This window comes from Paraflavisolibacter caeni, from assembly GCF_025628885.1.
GTDB lineage: Bacteria > Bacteroidota > Bacteroidia > Chitinophagales > Chitinophagaceae > Flavisolibacter > Flavisolibacter caeni.
Genome location: NZ_JAOTIF010000008.1, coordinates 94625 through 111314 on the forward strand (window position 1 = coordinate 94625; position 16690 = coordinate 111314).

Sequence of the window (16690 nt, forward strand, 5' to 3'; positions counted from 1 at the left end):
GAAGAGACAAACATAAACAGAGAACCATTCGATAAACATTTTTATGACTGCAACCCATCAAACACCAATTAAAAAATTTTCAGCCTACCAGGCACTGGTCATTATACTGCTCGCCCTTACCCAGTTTACTGTAGTGCTCGATTTTATGGTCATGTCGCCATTGGGTGATATGTTGATGAAATCTATGAGCCTAAAGCCTTCACAGTTTGCAACTGCAGTATCCAGCTATGCTTTCAGTGCCGGGATTGCGGGTTTTCTTACCGCAGGTTTCGCCGATAAATTCGACCGCAAAAAATTACTACTTTTCTTTTATGTAGGATTTATTCTGGGCACCTTGTTGTGTGGTATCACAACATCTTATACAATGCTGGTTGCTGCACGCATCATTACAGGTTTGTTTGGCGGTGTGATTGGTTCTATATCTATGGCAATCGTGGCAGACTTGTTTCCTCTGGAACAACGGGGACGCGTCATGGGCTTTCTGCAATTGGGCTTTGGAGCAAGCCAGGTATTGGGCATTCCCATCAGCTTGTACCTGGCCAATTACTGGCACTGGCAGGCTCCTTTCCTCATGATCGTTGGTTTGGCAAGCCTTATCTGGTTAGCCATTTTAATCAGAATGCAACCCATCACCAAACACCTCGAACTGCAAACGGATCGCAATGCTTTAGCGCATTTGCTGCACACCGTTTCCATACGTAATTACCGTATTGGTTTTTTGGCAACAGCCATGCTATCGCTTGGTGGTTTCATGATGATGCCTTGGGGCAGCGCGTTCGCCATCAATAATCTTCACGTGACACCAGAACAATTACCGCTATTGTTTATGGTAGCAGGCATCAGCACATTGATCATCATGCCGGTAATAGGAAAGTTAAGCGACAAAAAAGACAAGTTCACCATTTTTGCCCTCGCCTCTGTCTGGATGATGATCATGGTTATCATTTACACCAATCTTTCTGTAGTGCCATTCTGGTTTGTGATCATGATGAATATATTTTTTATGATGGGGATCATGAGCCGCATGGTGCCTTCTATGGCATTGGTATCTGCCTTACCCAAATTGCAGGATCGCGGCGCCTTCATGAGTGTAAATTCATCGTTGCAGCAAATAGCAGGAGGTTTCGCTGCAGTCGTTGGCGGCATGATCGTAAAACAAAAAACCAGCTTCAGTCCGCTCGAACACTATAACACCTTAGGCTATATAATTGTGGCATTAACACTGATCTGCATTTATATGGTGTATCGTGTAAGCCGTATGATAAAAGGGCAGCAAAAAGAAAAAGCTGGTGCAGTTGAACAGGCAGTGCCGGTAATTGAATAGGCAAGTCCTGCCGGTTGCTCACTCAGAAGCTAACCCGCTTTCGTCTCATGAAAAAATACATCATGCCGCCCAAAGGCGCGATGATGATGACGACCAGGAGCCAGAGTACCCGGCTTTCGGTTCCTTTCAATTGGGGATCTCGTATCACACTATACAGGCTCCACACCCAGTGAACGGCGCCAAGTATGGGGACAACTGCCAGCACGTAGTAACCCGCCCGGAACGAATTTGCTTTCAGGCCTACACCTACAATGAGCAGAAAGTAGCTAAGAATGCCTAAAATAAAAGCTGGATGCGAGGTATTGTTCTTCATTGACAGAGTGAACGTGAAAGTAAATGCTACAAAACACAGACCAATCCCACACAGAGTAGGATACTATAGTTTCCTCAACCTGCCGTACTCCACCACTACATACAGCCCCTGTCCGTCTGCAACGCGACAGTAACTTCCTTCGTCATAAACCAGGAGCACAACTTTAGTCCCGCTCTTCAATGCTCCGACCGGTGTTCCGCTGGCTCCCGGTTCACTGTAGTAAAAAGGTGAATCCTCAACCACTTCATGTGTAAACTGGTTAGGCGGGGGAATGATAAGGTTGTGCTCCGGGATCATCGCCTTCGCACTCAGTATTTCGGCCTTAGGCCTTATAAATTTTCCTTTCATCGCTCCTCCTACATTATATACAAGTTGCTCCTCATCTCATTATACAAGGCTATCGTCAGGTAGAATTAAAGGAATATTGGGAAGCATTATACCTTTATCCAGAGCTCCATTGGCAACCAACATCATTCCCGATTCAGCAAGCGCCATAAGGTTCGGCAGGCCGTATGCTTCGGCCGCATTCATGTCTACCACATAACCTATATCCTCTAGACTGCCAACAGTCATGCGGCTCAATGGATTACCGGCCGCACCTACAAAACCAGTCATCAATTCGTTACGAAAAACGGTTTCCCGCCAATGAGAATCCGCAGTACCTGGTCCACCCGTATTTTCCACCGGCACCGCTTTAGGCCTGCTCCCACGCAACACACCAAACTCGCGCATGGCATTCGGTCCAATGAATGTCGGGTTGGAGGTACCGGCTCTCTTTAAGAGTGATTTAAATCCCCAGACAGTACCAACGCCCAGCACATGGCCCATTTCATGTGTAATCACATCTTTGAGCGTTCCATCCCGCTCCATTTGCTGCAAATCAGCCGAATCAAATGCCATCTTACCCTTAGCAGGAAGGAAGGCCGAAGCACCGGCTGATGCAGGGCGTAACCTGGTAGGACCAGCTTGCCCAAGAATACGGCCTGGGCCATCGATATTGATACCCTGCGCTAAAATCAGGATATCATCAATCACTTCGCCGTCTATCTGGACACTGGGCAAGTCTCCAACAATCACCTTACTCCACCTGTCCGCTGCAGATTTGAAGGCTTGTTTCTGCGCCCTTGTGAGGCCACCTAAAAATCGGACCTCGATCGTAAAAGGGGAAGTGGTGTTCGCTATTGCGGAGGCAACTTGAGCATTTGCCCTGGCCATGTACACTTCAACGTTAGAACTGCTGCTCTCGCTTCTCCTGGCGGATGATTTACTTTTTGCTCTTTTTGCTTTTGCCATAGGTTAGTTTTTTGATGATAACGTTTACAAAACAGAGACAACAATAAGGCATAGGACTGCTCACTACTACTCACCACTAAGTATTCGGAAGGAAGGATTAATTAGTATAGCTAATATACTAAATATCCATTAGAAAATAATCACATATTTTTCCCCTCACTTCGACGCTGTAAAGTTTTGATCATCAGCCGAAGGACCATAAATAGAAGGTACAGCAATGTCGTTCAAACGCATATACACCGTCAGCTGTCCACGGTGATGCACCCAGTGATTGATGGTAATACCAATATCTATGATCTTCTTTGAAGTGTACAACAGCTTCCCATTGGCCTTTAAGGAAAACGACTCCTCCAGTGCTTCATCTGTAGCTGCTTCCAATGCCTTCCTTGCTGCTGCCATGTTATCTTCAAAATGATCCACCAGCTCTTGATTGGTTTTAGGTTGAAAATGATGGAAGGTTACAAAATCAATCTCCCCATCGGTCACCATGTATTTGATCCATAAAGGGATTTCAGCCACCAGCAAGGACAGGTAACCCATCGTCATCGATTTAGGGTGCGGCTTGTAGTCAAATAAAGATTCAGGAATTCTCTGCAGGCAGGCGCGGGTGGCCCTGTATTCCATGTTCAGTTCTTGTAGATAGTCTTGTGACTTTGTGTTGCCCATGGTCAAAGATTTATTGAAGTTAAGAAACCTGCAAAATATCTGTACCAGCGTGCAGCATGAATGGAGGAAAGCTATTACTTGATGCTTGGGAACGATTCTTGTTTCTAGCCTAGCAATTATATAAATAACAACGATATAGCGCTTCTTTTATGCCTCCAAAATCAAAATACAATACTACCCAATTAAAAAAGCTACCCAAAACCCCAACCGGGGTCAAAGGTTTGGATGAGATTACCAGGGGTGGACTGCCCAAAGGAAGGCCGACCCTTGTGTGTGGGGCCGCAGGCTGTGGCAAAACGCTCATGGCAACCGAATTCATTGTAAGGGGTGCTTTGGAATTTGGCGAACCAGGGGTGTTCATGACTTTCGAAGAACAGGCAGAAGAACTCGAAATGAATGTAGCCTCGCTGGGTATTAATTTGCCCAAACTCCAAAAAGAAGGGCTTGTTAAAATTGATCATGTCCATATCGACAAAAGTGAGATCGAGGAAACAGGAGAATACGACCTCGATGGTTTATTTATCCGCCTGGGTTATGCCATTGACAGCATCGGTGCCAAACGGGTGGTGCTGGACACCCTCGAAAATCTCTTTGCAGGATTAAACAACCAGGCCATTCTTCGTACCGAATTACGCAGGCTATTCAGCTGGCTCAAAGAAAAAGGTGTCACCTCGCTCATTACGGGCGAAAAAGGTGAAGGTACATTGACACGACAGGGATTAGAGGAATACGTGTCCGACTGTGTGATCCTGCTGGAGCACCGGGTGGTCAACCAGATCTCAACAAGGCTGATGCGGATTGTCAAATACCGTGGCTCTATTCATGGCACCAACGAATACCCTTTCCTGATTGATGAAGATGGCATTTCTGTGCTTCCTATTACCTCCCTGATGTTAAACAGTGATGTATCCTCGCAAAGGATTTCCTCTGGCCTTCCTGCACTGGATAAAATGCTGGGCGGTAAAGGATTCTTCCGCGGCAGTTCTATCCTTATTTCAGGAACGGCAGGAACCGGTAAAACAAGCCTGGCCGCTTATTTTGCGAATGAAACCTGTAAAAGAAAAGAACGCTGCCTCTATTTTGCTTTCGAAGAATCGCCACAGCAGATCATACGAAACATGAAGTCCATTGGCATTGACTTGAAAGCGCATATCGATAAAGGTTTGCTCGAAATGCATGCTGCCCGGCCTACCCTGAATGGCTTGGAAATGCATTTGGTATCCATTCATAAACATGTAAAAAGATTCAAGCCCAAAACGGTCATCCTCGACCCCATTACCAATTTAATTACCGTGGGCTCAGTAAGCGAAGTAAAGGCCATGCTGATCAGGCTGATCGACTTCCTGCAAACAGAACAGATCACCGTACTATTTACCGCGCTCTCGCTGAATACAATTGTCACAGAGCAAACTGATGAAGGCGTATCTTCTTTGGTGGATGCCTGGCTGTTGGTGCGTGACATTGAATCTAATGGAGAAAGAAACCGCGGCATGTACATCATGAAATCACGTGGCATGAAACATTCCAACCAGGTACGGGAATTTGTAATTACAGATGAAGGATTGGACCTGGTGGATGTATACCTCGGAACGGATGGCGTATTGACCGGCTCGGCAAGAGAAGCGCAGCAATTGCTTGAAGCTACAGGACAGGTATTGCGTAAACACGCCTTAAGCAGGAAGGACCTGGAAATAGAGCGAAAAAGAAAAGTGCTGGAAGCGAAAATCGCCTCTCTGCAGGAGGAGTTTGAGTCCGTTCAGGATGAACTGAATAAATCGTACGTGGAAGAAGAACTGACAAAAGAGATCATGGCAAAGAACCGGCGGAAGATGATGCAAAGCAGGCAAACCAAAAACACAGGCAATGGCAGCAAGAAGTAAGACAACAGCAAAAAAAGAATACAAGTGGGAGCTACGGCTATACATAGCAGGCAACACGCCCAAATCAGTTACAGCATTGAACAACCTGAAGAGGTATTGTGAAGAGCACCTGAAAGATCTTTACCAGATCGAAGTCATCGACCTGCTCATCCATCCCCAACTGGCTGCAGGAGACCAGATACTGGCCGTTCCGACGCTGGTTCGAAAGGTGCCCGTCCCTATACGGAAAATAATAGGAGACCTTTCTAATGAAGAAAAAGTACTGGTGGGATTAAACATTCGCCCTTTAAAAAACTGAAATGCAACAAAAAGAAGAACATTTAGATGAAAAAGAGCTTCCGCAAAAGAGCACAAAAGAATATGTTCTTCGGCTGTTTATTACGGGTGCAACACCTAATTCCGTACGGGCGCTGACCAATCTCAAAAAACTTTGTGAAGTTTATCTCAAAGGAAAATACAGCCTGGAAATTATCGATGTATACCAGCAAGCAGATATAGCAGAACGGGAGCAATTGATCGCTTTACCACTTTTAATCAAAAAACTACCCTTGCCCGAAAAAAGAATGATCGGCGATCTCTCGGATACCGATAAAGTTCTAAAAGGTCTTGGGCTCAAACAGTAATTGTGAAGAATGAACCAATAGATAAAACGAATAAAAACTTACTGAAGGAGCTGGAAGAGCTTCGGTTTCAACTGAATGAGGCAAATGAAACCATTGAAGCGATCCGGACCGGCCAGATCGATGCCCTTGTGGTGCAGGGAGAAGAGGGCCATCAGTTGTATACTTTGAAAACTGCAGATCATGCCTACCGGATGTTCATTGAAAAAATGGCTGAAGGTGCCGTCACCATCAGTACGCAGGGCCTGGTCCTTTATTGCAATACGCAATTCGCCAATATGGTCCAACATTCAATTTCAGAAATTATAGGAACACCCTTTGAAAGTTTTATAGCTGCTGAGAACCGGGCCGAGTATGAGGTACTTTTTGAAAAATGCTGGAAAAATGATTGCAAAGGTGAAGTATGGCTGCTGGCCGGCGAGCACAAAACTCCTGTACAATTATCATTAGCCACGCTCGAGCTGTTGGAAGGTGTATCATTAAGCATCATTCTTACAGATCTGACGACCCAGAAAAGAACGCAGCAGCAATTACTCGAAAGCAATATTCAACTGGAAGAGATCAACCGTGCATTGGAAACAAGTAATCACGACCTGCAACAGTTTGCCTCTATTGCATCCCACGACCTCCAGGAGCCGTTACGTAAGATCCAGATGTTTACCAGTATCATGCAAGATAAATCGGATAGGTTGCCCCATGACGCAAAAAAGCATCTTCAGAAAATCAATGACGCCGCGGCACGTATGAAAACGCTGATTATAGATGTGCTAACCTATTCAAAACTTTCGGCCAACAACTTGCAGTTGGAATGTACAAATATCAATGAGATCATCAATGAATTAAAAGAAGACTTCGAATTGATCATCGAAGAAAAAAATGCGCAAATTAACGTAGCAGAATTGCCCTACCTCAAAGTAAACAAAGGTCAGATCAGGCAGGTTTTTCAAAACATCATCAGCAATGCCTTAAAGTTTGCCAAAGCTGGCGTCCCTCCTGTCATAGAGATCACTTCCAGGCGAATAGCTGAAAAGTGTTTTGAAAGTCCCGGACAGCAGGACGGCCCTTTCTGTTTGCTCAGCATCCGGGATAACGGGATCGGGTTTAATGACAAGTACGTGCATCGTATATTCTCCCTTTTTGAACGGCTGAACACAAAAGATAATTATGAGGGAACAGGCATTGGATTAGCGATAGCAAAAAAAATTGTGGAAAAACACAATGGAATGATCACAGCTTTAAGCAAAGAAGGTCGAGGTACCGAATTTCAAATTATCCTGCCCATGAATTAAACACGTATCTTGCCTAAAGTTATGTTGAAAACAAGAATTTTATTAGCAGAAGATGATCTGGACGATCAGGAATTCTTTAGCGACTTTATGCAAGACCGGGATGATGTTATTTTAATGCCCATAGTTGAAAACGGCGAGTCGGTGATTCAACTATTGGATAGTATTGTAAACACCGATGAACTGCCACACATAATCGTCCTCGATCAGAATATGCCAAAAATGAATGGTCTTCAAACCCTGCAACACCTGAAAAATAGTGAGCGGTATGCACGTATACCCGTATGTATTTATTCTACTTATACGGATGAGACACTCATTAAAAATGGTTCTGCCCTTGGTGCCTGCGTCGTATTGTCAAAACCCTTCTCAAAAGAGGGATACGATCAAATGATAGATACCTTATGTAAGGCCTGTGGCTCCTCAAAAATGACTACCACCAAACACAATCGCTGATCATTTCATAAATTACTTATGTTCTGGTATGAAGAAGAAGTAAGCAAGTCCTGACAGCTTGAATGAGCTCAAGTTTGCGCACTCAGCTGCCAGGACAGGCATAAGTAATCAACGGATCGTCTTCATCGCAGTAGGACAGTTTAGACATCGACTACATCATACTTACTGGTAAAGCGGTTGCCCACGCCATAATAATTCATCTTCTTTTTTGGCACTCCAGATGTTAAAATAAGTAAGTGAGCCTTCTTTCCTCGGTGCTGGAGTACCCATCTCCCTCCGTCCCAACCTGGTGCCATCCGTAATTTGCATGCTCGGAGCACTGCTGGCATCACTGTCATTGACCGTTGCGGCATGATTGCTCCAGTTGTTATCATCAGCCACGTGCAAACGATAGAACAATTGGTTGGCCTGCTTCAATTGATCCCAGGCAGCACTCGGTAAGGTGAATGGAGTCTGCGTCAGCATAGCATCCTGCCAGGAGGCATAGAAGTTACCGTCATTGCGTTCGCTGCCATGTCCGTCAAAATCAAACAAGTCGGCCCGTATGGCCACCTCTACGGCATACATCGCCCTTCCTCCCATACCGATTTGGAAAGTGGGGGCTGGATCCTCCCTGCTGATGCTGGATGGGCCGGTGATAAACAACTGGCCGGTATTGGGCTGCTCACCGCCGCCTCCACCACCTCCGGTAATTTGCATGCTCGGAGCACTGCTGGCATCACTGTCATTGACCGTTGCGGCATGATTGCTCCAGTTGTTATCATCAGCCACGTGCAAACGATAGAACAATTGGTTGGCCTGCTTCAATTGATCCCAGGCAGCACTCGGTAAGGTGAATGGAGTCTGCGTCAACATGGCTTCCTGCCAGGAGGCATAGAAGTTACCGTCATTGCGTTCGCTGCCATGTCCATCAAAGTCAAACAGGTCAGAGCGTGTGGCTACTTCCACAGCGTACATCGCCCTTCCACCCATGCCGATTTGGAACGTTGGGGCGGCATCCTGCCTGCTGATACTACTAGGTCCGGTGATAAAGAGTTGACCTGTGGGTTGCCCACCACCGCCGCCTCCACCACTGGTTCCCCTAGCCTTTTCGACAGCCTTGAGGGCATTCACACGACCATAGCCATAGAGGTTACTGTGACCATTACTGTCGTAATTGCCATTGGCCTGGTCAATTTTATCGGTTGTATCCCGCAGGATCTCCCGTACCTGCTGAACCGTCAGTTCTGGTTTTACAGAAAGGATTAGCCCTGTAATACCTGCCACCAGTGGTGTGGCTGAAGAGGTACCACCAAAATCATCGGTATAATCGTTATCACCTGCCGGGTGGGATACGCCCGTATCCGGGTCAGGATTATAGCCGTTATTGCCACGCCTGTCTACTGTAAAGATCCGGCGCTCACTCCTGTCTCCACTCGAAGGCGCACAGATAAAGACCTCAGGCCCAAAATCACTGTACCACGCACGGCGCTCGTTGTTGGTAGAGGCTCCTACGGCAAACACTTCAGGATTGGCAGCATAACCATCATTGCTCACAGATTCATTACCATTACCTGCAGCCCAGAACACAGGAATACCCTTTCCGCCCCTTCCCTTGGTCACACAATAGTGAATGGCAGCCCGCACGTTATCAGGCAACGGATCTACAGCCCCCGTACCATCGGCAGGCCCCCAACTACAACTGATCACATCTGCACCCTGGTCGGCCACCCACTGGAACATTTCGGCTTCTTCTACTGTACCCAGGAAGTCAGGCGTGTGTATGGCAATGAGAGAACAGTCAGGTGCAGCACCGGAAGCCTTGACACCTTTGGCCACCGCCACACCGGCACAGGCAGTACCATGATTTTCACTGCTCAAATTGGGATTGCCATCCGAATCACCGGTAGCAAAGTCAAACTGGACAACCACCTTTCCATCAAATTCAGGGTGCCCGGTATCAACGCCATCATCCAGGATGGCCACCTTGATCGTGTTACTGCCCTTGGTGATATTCCAGGCATCCGTCACTTTTGCAGTTTGCAGGTGCCACTGCTGCGATAAAAATTCTGTACGCGGCTGCACTTCCCGCACAGCCAGGGGCGTGACAATTTTCTTGACCTTGCTCTTTTCTTTTTCGAGGATGCCTTGCCGTAAGTGGTGGCGCTGTACAAAATTAGGATGGGCAAATACCGCCATACCTGATTCATAATAAAGATTCGCAAGCACTACCGGCCCGTTATCGCCTTCAGCTTCCGGTGCCCGCAACACGTAACCATTAGGAGCATAATCCAGCTCTTTCACGATTTCCACCCTGTAGCGGCTGTTTAATTCATCGATCTCCCTGCGACTGATGTTCTCCTTGAATTGAACGGCAAACTCCCTGGTAATGAACATCAGGTCGTCAAGGTTGCGTACAGGAACATCCTTGTTACGCCGGAAGGCAATGGCGGCATATTCAACAGGGGATTCTGACTTCAGGTTCCTGACGGCAGCAGTCAAAGTCCGCTCCCCATTGCCATAAGCTGGTAAACTGGCACCTAGCCGGCTATGGTCTGCACGGTATACCTGTAAAGCGTAGTAAGGAATAAATCCAATATTCTCAGAAACTTCATGCAACAACCGGGAAGCTTCTTGTGATAAGGAGCCATCTCGCGAATCCCGGCCAACTTTATAGCGCACCGCAAAAACAGAAGGATCCTTCACCAGGGGGATCCTCTGGCCATTGGTGTAGTAATAGGAATTTTTGTCTTCCTGGTTGCCAGAAGTTCTGTTGGTAGTGTTTGCAGGAGGCGCAATTACATTTTTCATGATACACTTTTTAAAGGTTTAGTATCTCTTTCGTTAAACTCACAGGCCCGGATTGATCCAATTCCCAAAGGAACCAGTCAGAGGTTTCGGCCGCCCGGTCACTGAATAGCTTCGTGACACGGACTTCCAGTGTGTGCCGCTCCAGGTAGGTAGTAAGCGGCAGTATGATCTCGATATCAAATATTCTTGCTTGTTCTGTGAGCTGTCCGGTATAGGTGCCTTCTACACCCTGAACCCTTGCTTCTACATCCAAGCGCAGAAGCTGGTGATTGGAAAAGTTGAGCAGGTTGATAAAAACAACATTCCTGTAGATCTCTTCCACAAAGCTGCGGACTTCCTCGATCGCCACCGGGTCACCAGGGGGCAGGCTGTAAACCGGCAACAGGCCGGTGCTTCCGGTACTCACCTGGTAGGTCCCGCCGGCTGCTATGGAAGCTTCCACAGGTACCCGTTCAGCTACCGCAGATCCGGCATAGCGCACAAGGTCACTGACCTCAATGGCACGGTCGATGCAATTGGTAATTTTTACCTGCCCATCGGCAGCTTGCGTGTCCAGGGGACCATTTTCCCAGGGCCCCAGGATCCTGTCCAACTTCAACAGCAAATTGGAATGAAATACACTCTCATCTGCCAGGGTAAAAGAAACACTCCCGGAAAGACCAGGCGTCTCCAGCACTTTCTTCATCAGCTGCCAGGAGGCAAGGTCCATCCCGAAATAGGTACTGATAAAAGGTCCCTCGGTGTCCAGCACGCTGGCCTGGCTGTTGGCAGCCATACCGGGATCCAATGCCCAGTTGAAGGTGACCGATTCTGCCGCCAGGTCAGTGAGGTAATGTAAGCTGGGTGCAGAGTCAAAGGCTTTTAATCGTTCCAGCAACGCTGCCCGCTTAAATTCAGGGAAGTCAGGCTGCAGGGTGGCCCGTAATTCCACACGGTTATTGGCCGGTGTGTCAACATCAAGCAGGGCGTTCAGGAAAATTAATGGCCTGTATGCATCCTCCTGCCCTTTTTCCCGCCGGCTGATACAGAACTGGTCTGGTACTACCAGGAACTGCCCTGGTTGCGGCAGGGACCGGTATACTTTATAGTCCGGATCCTGAATTTCAGTGATTTCTTCATAAAGGCGGTACCTCGTTTGCCCCAGGGTCAGGGCCTCCTGGCAGCCTATGGACGTAGCAGTACCGTTCTGTACCTCCTGGTAAAAACGGCCGAAAAGGTTGCAGGGAAAAAAAAGCTCCTGTGCCTGCCGGCGTACCTGGGTGCAGATACCATATTCCACTTGCGCAACCAGGGCAGCAATACTGGCATTAAGGGTCAGCTGCTCATGAACCGCCACTGCCACTTCTGGCCTGGCAGTGACTATGGTCTCATGCGGCCTTACTGTGGAAACCGCAACACTGGTTGCGGCAGTGGTAGCGGCATGCAGGGGAATAGCTTTTGGAAACCGTGCCCTGCGGCCCGGAGCACGGGCTTGTTCTTCCTCTGCGCTAAGCGCCCGGTAGCGCAATTCAGCTCCCGGCTGCACATAGGTCATCGTGGTGGCATCCAGGTAGGATGTGCCACGGCGTTTTTCTCTTTCTTCATTGGAATAGACAATGGGCGTATAAAGGGCCTTGCCCCCGAAAGTAAAGACAAGGTCATCTTTCTGCACAGGCACATAAGCCGTAAATGCATAAGTGATTTGTACACCAACCTTTTCGGACTGGAAGCCTGCTACCGACAAGGCCCCATAGGCCAGGCGTACCCAATCATTGAGCAATTCCACTTCGCAAATGACAGCTTCACCGCTTCTGCTCATGGTTGTGGAAAAGGCATGCTGCTTCACCGTTCCGTCGCTCTCGTCTACAAAGGGGATCGTCAGGAAAACCACCATCCTGATCACCGGTACCGCGCTGGCTGTAGCAATGCCATTATTGCTAAGCGCTTCAGCAGTCTGGCTGCTTTTATCCGGCTGCAGGGTAAAACGGATGGTACCCTTAAGCGCTGGCTTACCGCTGCTGGTGACGCCGGTACGTTCAAAGGAAAAATGAAAAGGACTGCTGTCTGTAGCTACATCAGCAGCAGGTGTCACCAGGGTAAACTCCGGCGCATACCAGCAATGCTCAAGACGGGCGATCCGGTCTGGCCAGTAAGGTGCATTAATGTCGACGACAACAGGAAGGTGCCGCAAAGGCTCCTTTTCCCCCACTGCTATATAGACATCATCAAGCATAACCGCCGTTTCCACCTGGGGCTTCACATAGGGCCGCACAGCAATGGAGGCCGTGGCGTTGGGCTTTGATGCCAGTGAAACAGAAGTGATCTTGTTGCCGCTGGCAACCACCTCCAGGTTGTTGTTACCCGGAGCACGCCGGCTTTGTTCAGCACGTACCCGCCGGGCTACAGGAGCAGTAACAGCTGGATTACCCGGCTGCTGGGCAACCAGGTGTACATAATCGTCCCAGTTCTGGTGTACAAGAACGCCGCCAAGGAGCTGGCTGAAGGAGATACCCAATTCAACGGTTTTCAGGCCCCATCCACTGACCTTTTCGGTATAATCAAGGTGAAAGCTTTCATGAGGCTCCGGGCGTAGCGTATAAACAGTTTCAGCCCCACTAAAGGAAGGGGCCTGCTGCAGGATCACGGACGACTGCCGCATAAAGAGGCGTGCCAGCGTTTCCGGGGCTATGGCCTCCGTACTACCGCCTTCCGCCTCTACCAGTACAATGCCCTCCGCAGCCAGTTGAGGGATCAGCCGGTACAGGTCTGCTTCTGTAAGCTGCCCCTCCGCATCCTGGTAGCGGCTGAGAAATCGGTGTATAGCCGCCCACGATCCGGAAAGATGAACAGTTTGTGCGGCTATGGCTATCCGGTAAGAGATTTGGGCCGAACACCGCAGGCGTGAAGGATTTTGATCCAGGGCATCCAGAACTTCCAGGGTCTGTTCCCTGCTCAGCCGGATGTTGAGCGCAGCCCTGGCTTCAGTTCCCTGCCCTTCCGCCTGGGCGAGTTGTTCTGGTCGAATGCCTCCGCTCCAGCTCACGCTATAAACAACCTTGCGGGCAAAAAGACGCTGGTAGTTCCTGTTACTTCCTAATGCCAGGCTGTCCAATACAGCCTTGTCTACACCGGTCTGCAGCTCTATCACCAGCATACCGCCCTCGATCAGCGGCTGTATATTGGTTTCACTGGGTGCCGGCGCCTTGTTGAGAATAAGCGATAAGTTTAGTATGGGACCGCCGCCGCTGCCATAAACCAGCCGCGGCACTTGTGGCAATACGTAAGTAACCCCAGCCTCAATTTGGTCGTTGATGAGTACCGTCTCGGTACTGCCATCTGTAAGTGTAATAGTTTGTGATACCCATGCGGCTTCCCGGTTGGTAGTTTTGGGAGGTCCTTTATCCGGTTTGGTTACCGGGGGAGGGGAAATAAGATCGCTACGGGATTTTTTTACATCCTCGGAAGTTTGTATCTGTGCCATAACGAAGCGATTAAGTAGGTTGAACACTGGCAATACTACAGCGCAGGCCGGCAGGCACAGGTGTTAATACCCGCAGCCTGCTGCCTGGTTGTACTGTGCTGACAAAAGGCTTATAAAAGGTCTTATAATTTTACCCACCCTTGGTCGTTACTCATCCGCCTTGATCGCTCTTGCCTGGACTCGCTCTTTTTGGCTTTTCCTTTGGGTCCGGAAGCAGGCACCACTTCTTCATAATGTTTGGGCGGTGCTTTTGGCTTTGGCGCTTCGAGGCCATAACCGCTTACATAACGTCCTGTGGCGCCGGGTTCATTTTCCATGCTCCCTGCCATAGGCTTGTCTTTAGTGGTACGTCCGCCCGGAGGGGTAGAAACCTGTGGCTTGGGCGTTGGAATCGGAACACTACCTGGAGGCACTGGTACCGGCGGCCTGCTTTCTTCACCGACAGGCTTGCCATCCGATGCTTCCAATGCAATTTCACGCGGTGTCATACGACGGGTGATTACACCAGTTTCGTCCTGGCGTGGCACATGCACCATCAGTGGACCATTACCCTGTCCGTCCATCCATGGACCTGTCCACGACATACCGGCACTGAATAGAGTTCCCTTCACGGAAACCGTAACCCTGTACTGGTATTCCGGCACATAGTCCAACTGGCCGGTAAAGATTTCCCAGAACCGGGGCTGGTCCATATCATTGGAACGCCACTGCAAACTAACGATGCCTCGCTCACTGCCATCATGCTTCCGTCCTAAAGCCTTGAATTCAACGGTCACTACCTGGGTAGCATCCTGTAGCATAACGTCAACATCAATAGGCCCTACTTCCAACTTACCTGCTGAATCTGCACGTACCTCGATCACGTTATCGGTAGAAGGCGTACCGCCTTCAGGATCCAGGTCTATGACATTCTTTTCTACATCTACTTTCACATATAGGTTGTCGGTCATACCTATTGGCTCGGTAAGGTGTACCCTTCGCCGTACAAAGGTCACATCGGGTTCCCAACCGGAAGGAGCATTTTCTACCTCATCTTCCTCCCGCCTTGCAAAAGCAGGCCGCCAGTTGCTTTCTTCCGTGGTGTCCGTACTTTGAAAGGCATTCATGTCCCATACAATGCTGCCATTCTCACTGGGATATCCAACTTCTGCGGAAAGAAAAGCCACCGGTTCTCCCACCCAGCTTTGTTCAGGCTTAGGCCAGTTCACCACCGGCTTCACGATCCTGGTGATCTTGCGGCTGATATCACCCATCACCAGGCGGATGAAGTATTTCTTCATGGCATCCGGGTCTGCTTTCAACACGTTATAGAACCCTTCAAAGGAAGAACTGATCGTATTGGGTTGTAAATAGCGGATGTATTGGGTTTCTTCGTAAGCCAGGTTCAGGTGGGCTTCATCACGCCTGTATTTAAGCGCCAAGCCACCGCTACCACCGAAGAGACTGCTTAGGATACCACCACTGGGCGCCTCGGCTGGTTTTACATCCGGGGTAGGTGGCGCAAAAATGCGTTGAGCAGCTTGATCGGTAAACACCTTGGTAATAGCATCTATCCGCTTGTTGATTTCCTGTTCCATCTTATCTGCACCAGGTATGGTGCCGTCGATGGCGATCTCTACCTTGATACCACCACTAATACGCAGGTTGTTGAATTCAGCCTTGATGTCTGCAGAAAACCAAAGGTATTGGGCATTGGCATGAGCAGAGAAGTGCTGGAAGATCCGGTCCCAGTTGCCGGTGATCTTCAGGTAAAGTTCCTGGCTCCATACAGGCATCATCAGGTTCTGTGCAACCGTAATAGGACTGGCGCCTCCCTGGAAGCCGGCCCAGATCAGTTCGCTGGGTAAAGCCCCCATCAACCCGGAGAAAGCATTTTCCCCTCCGGTTACAGAGCCCGGTCCCTGGCCCTGCAACTCCCAGGCCCAGGCATCCAGGTTGGATACATTGTTATCACGGCCATGTATAACGGTACGATTCAGGTTGGCCCTGCGCACCAGGTTGCGGGGAGCACCACCCGGAGCCCCACCTCCAGGAGCGCCTCCTCCTCCGGCTGCGCCGCCGCCTGTAGGTATGTTTTCTACAGGGGCCGTCCCGTTACGGCCAGGTGCCAGGTTGGTCACCACCATCTGGTTACTGCGGATCGGGATCATACTGAACATAGGTGCTGCAGGGGTTCGCCAACCCCAATAACGGTCGTTATCCCCCCTGAACTTATTCAGCAGCTGCTCTTCTGCCTGCTTCAGTACTGCTGTGGGATAACGCGACGTAGTGGTGAACGAAAGCAGGCCTCCCACCACTTCAGACTTCCCTTCAATACCAACATGAATGTCTTCATCAAATACCCCTACAAAATGAATGTGGCGGAACTTAAAGTCACCCGTATCACCAAAACGGGCAAGCCGTACACTTCCTGGTACCCAGTAATAGTGAGGTGCTTTACCTTCTTGTTGTAATTTGTCATTATTGCGGTCAGGCAAGTACAGAATAGTGTATTGCTGCCCGGTTTCGTCATTAATAACGAATTCTTCAAATCCTCCTGTAAAGACAGGTCCAACTGGATCAGCCATTTTAGCCTCCTTTTTTGTGGTTGAATATTTAGAAT

The 16690-nt window shown here is 49.0% G+C and carries 13 protein-coding genes; 6 read left to right on the forward strand and 7 right to left on the reverse strand.

From position 1 onward, the window contains the following. The first annotated feature begins 43 nt into the window (after nt 1-43). A complete protein-coding gene (locus tag OCK74_RS12215) occupies nt 44-1324 on the forward strand; it encodes an MFS transporter (protein ID WP_279297327.1) in 1281 nt (426 codons plus the stop codon). A gap of 22 nt (nt 1325-1346) precedes the next feature. Here OCK74_RS12215 and OCK74_RS27965 read toward each other — a convergent pair whose 3' ends face one another. The 4 genes from OCK74_RS27965 to OCK74_RS12235 all read right to left on the reverse strand — a co-directional run bounded on the left by OCK74_RS27965 (nt 1347) and on the right by OCK74_RS12235 (nt 3596). Then, a complete protein-coding gene (locus tag OCK74_RS27965; RefSeq protein ID WP_423803157.1) occupies nt 1347-1637 on the reverse strand; it encodes a PLDc N-terminal domain-containing protein in 291 nt (96 codons plus the stop codon). A gap of 63 nt (nt 1638-1700) precedes the next feature. Next, complete coding sequence (locus tag OCK74_RS12225; RefSeq protein ID WP_279297329.1) at nt 1701-1934, reverse strand: hypothetical protein; 234 nt, start codon at nt 1932-1934, stop codon at nt 1701-1703. Nucleotides 1935-2024: 90 nt separating this feature from the next. Beyond that, nucleotides 2025-2930, reverse strand: coding sequence for a leishmanolysin-related zinc metalloendopeptidase (locus OCK74_RS12230; RefSeq protein ID WP_279297330.1), 906 nt, complete (start codon nt 2928-2930; stop codon nt 2025-2027). 156 nt (nt 2931-3086) lie between these two features. After that, nucleotides 3087-3596: a DinB family protein gene (locus OCK74_RS12235; protein ID WP_279297331.1), complete on the reverse strand. Its 510-nt coding sequence runs from the start codon at nt 3594-3596 to the stop codon at nt 3087-3089. 149 nt (nt 3597-3745) lie between these two features. On the opposite strand from OCK74_RS12235, the gene kaiC reads away from it, so the two are divergent. Genes kaiC through OCK74_RS12260 form a run of 5 tightly spaced genes read left to right on the forward strand, consistent with a single transcriptional unit; the run spans nt 3746 to nt 7838 of the window. After that, nucleotides 3746-5476 carry a circadian clock protein KaiC gene (gene kaiC / locus OCK74_RS12240; protein ID WP_279297332.1) on the forward strand — a complete coding sequence of 577 codons (1731 nt, stop codon included), beginning with the start codon at nt 3746-3748 and terminating at the stop codon, nt 5474-5476. Beyond that, nucleotides 5460-5774, forward strand: a complete 315-nt coding sequence (locus tag OCK74_RS12245; protein WP_279297333.1) for a circadian clock KaiB family protein — start codon at nt 5460-5462, stop codon at nt 5772-5774. Before kaiC ends, OCK74_RS12245 begins: the two co-directional genes overlap by 17 nt. A gap of 1 nt (nt 5775) precedes the next feature. Then, complete coding sequence (locus OCK74_RS12250; RefSeq protein WP_279297334.1) at nt 5776-6099, forward strand: circadian clock KaiB family protein; 324 nt, start codon at nt 5776-5778, stop codon at nt 6097-6099. Between the two features lie 2 nt (nt 6100-6101). Further along, nucleotides 6102-7385: a sensor histidine kinase gene (locus OCK74_RS12255; RefSeq protein WP_279297335.1), complete on the forward strand. Its 1284-nt coding sequence runs from the start codon at nt 6102-6104 to the stop codon at nt 7383-7385. Nucleotides 7386-7406: 21 nt separating this feature from the next. Beyond that, on the forward strand, nt 7407-7838 hold the full coding sequence (locus tag OCK74_RS12260) for a response regulator (protein ID WP_279297336.1): 432 nt from the start codon (nt 7407-7409) through the stop codon (nt 7836-7838). Between the two features lie 162 nt (nt 7839-8000). Here the strand turns inward: OCK74_RS12260 and OCK74_RS12265 are convergent, their stop codons facing one another. The 3 genes from OCK74_RS12265 to OCK74_RS12275 form a co-directional block, all read right to left on the reverse strand. Beyond that, on the reverse strand, nt 8001-10628 hold the full coding sequence (locus OCK74_RS12265; RefSeq protein ID WP_279297337.1) for a S8 family peptidase: 2628 nt from the start codon (nt 10626-10628) through the stop codon (nt 8001-8003). A gap of 10 nt (nt 10629-10638) precedes the next feature. Further along, nucleotides 10639-14088 carry a hypothetical protein gene (locus tag OCK74_RS12270; protein WP_279297338.1) on the reverse strand — a complete coding sequence of 1150 codons (3450 nt, stop codon included), beginning with the start codon at nt 14086-14088 and terminating at the stop codon, nt 10639-10641. A gap of 122 nt (nt 14089-14210) precedes the next feature. Then, on the reverse strand, nt 14211-16655 hold the full coding sequence (locus OCK74_RS12275) for a hypothetical protein (RefSeq protein ID WP_279297339.1): 2445 nt from the start codon (nt 16653-16655) through the stop codon (nt 14211-14213). Between the last annotated feature and the right edge of the window lie 35 nt (nt 16656-16690).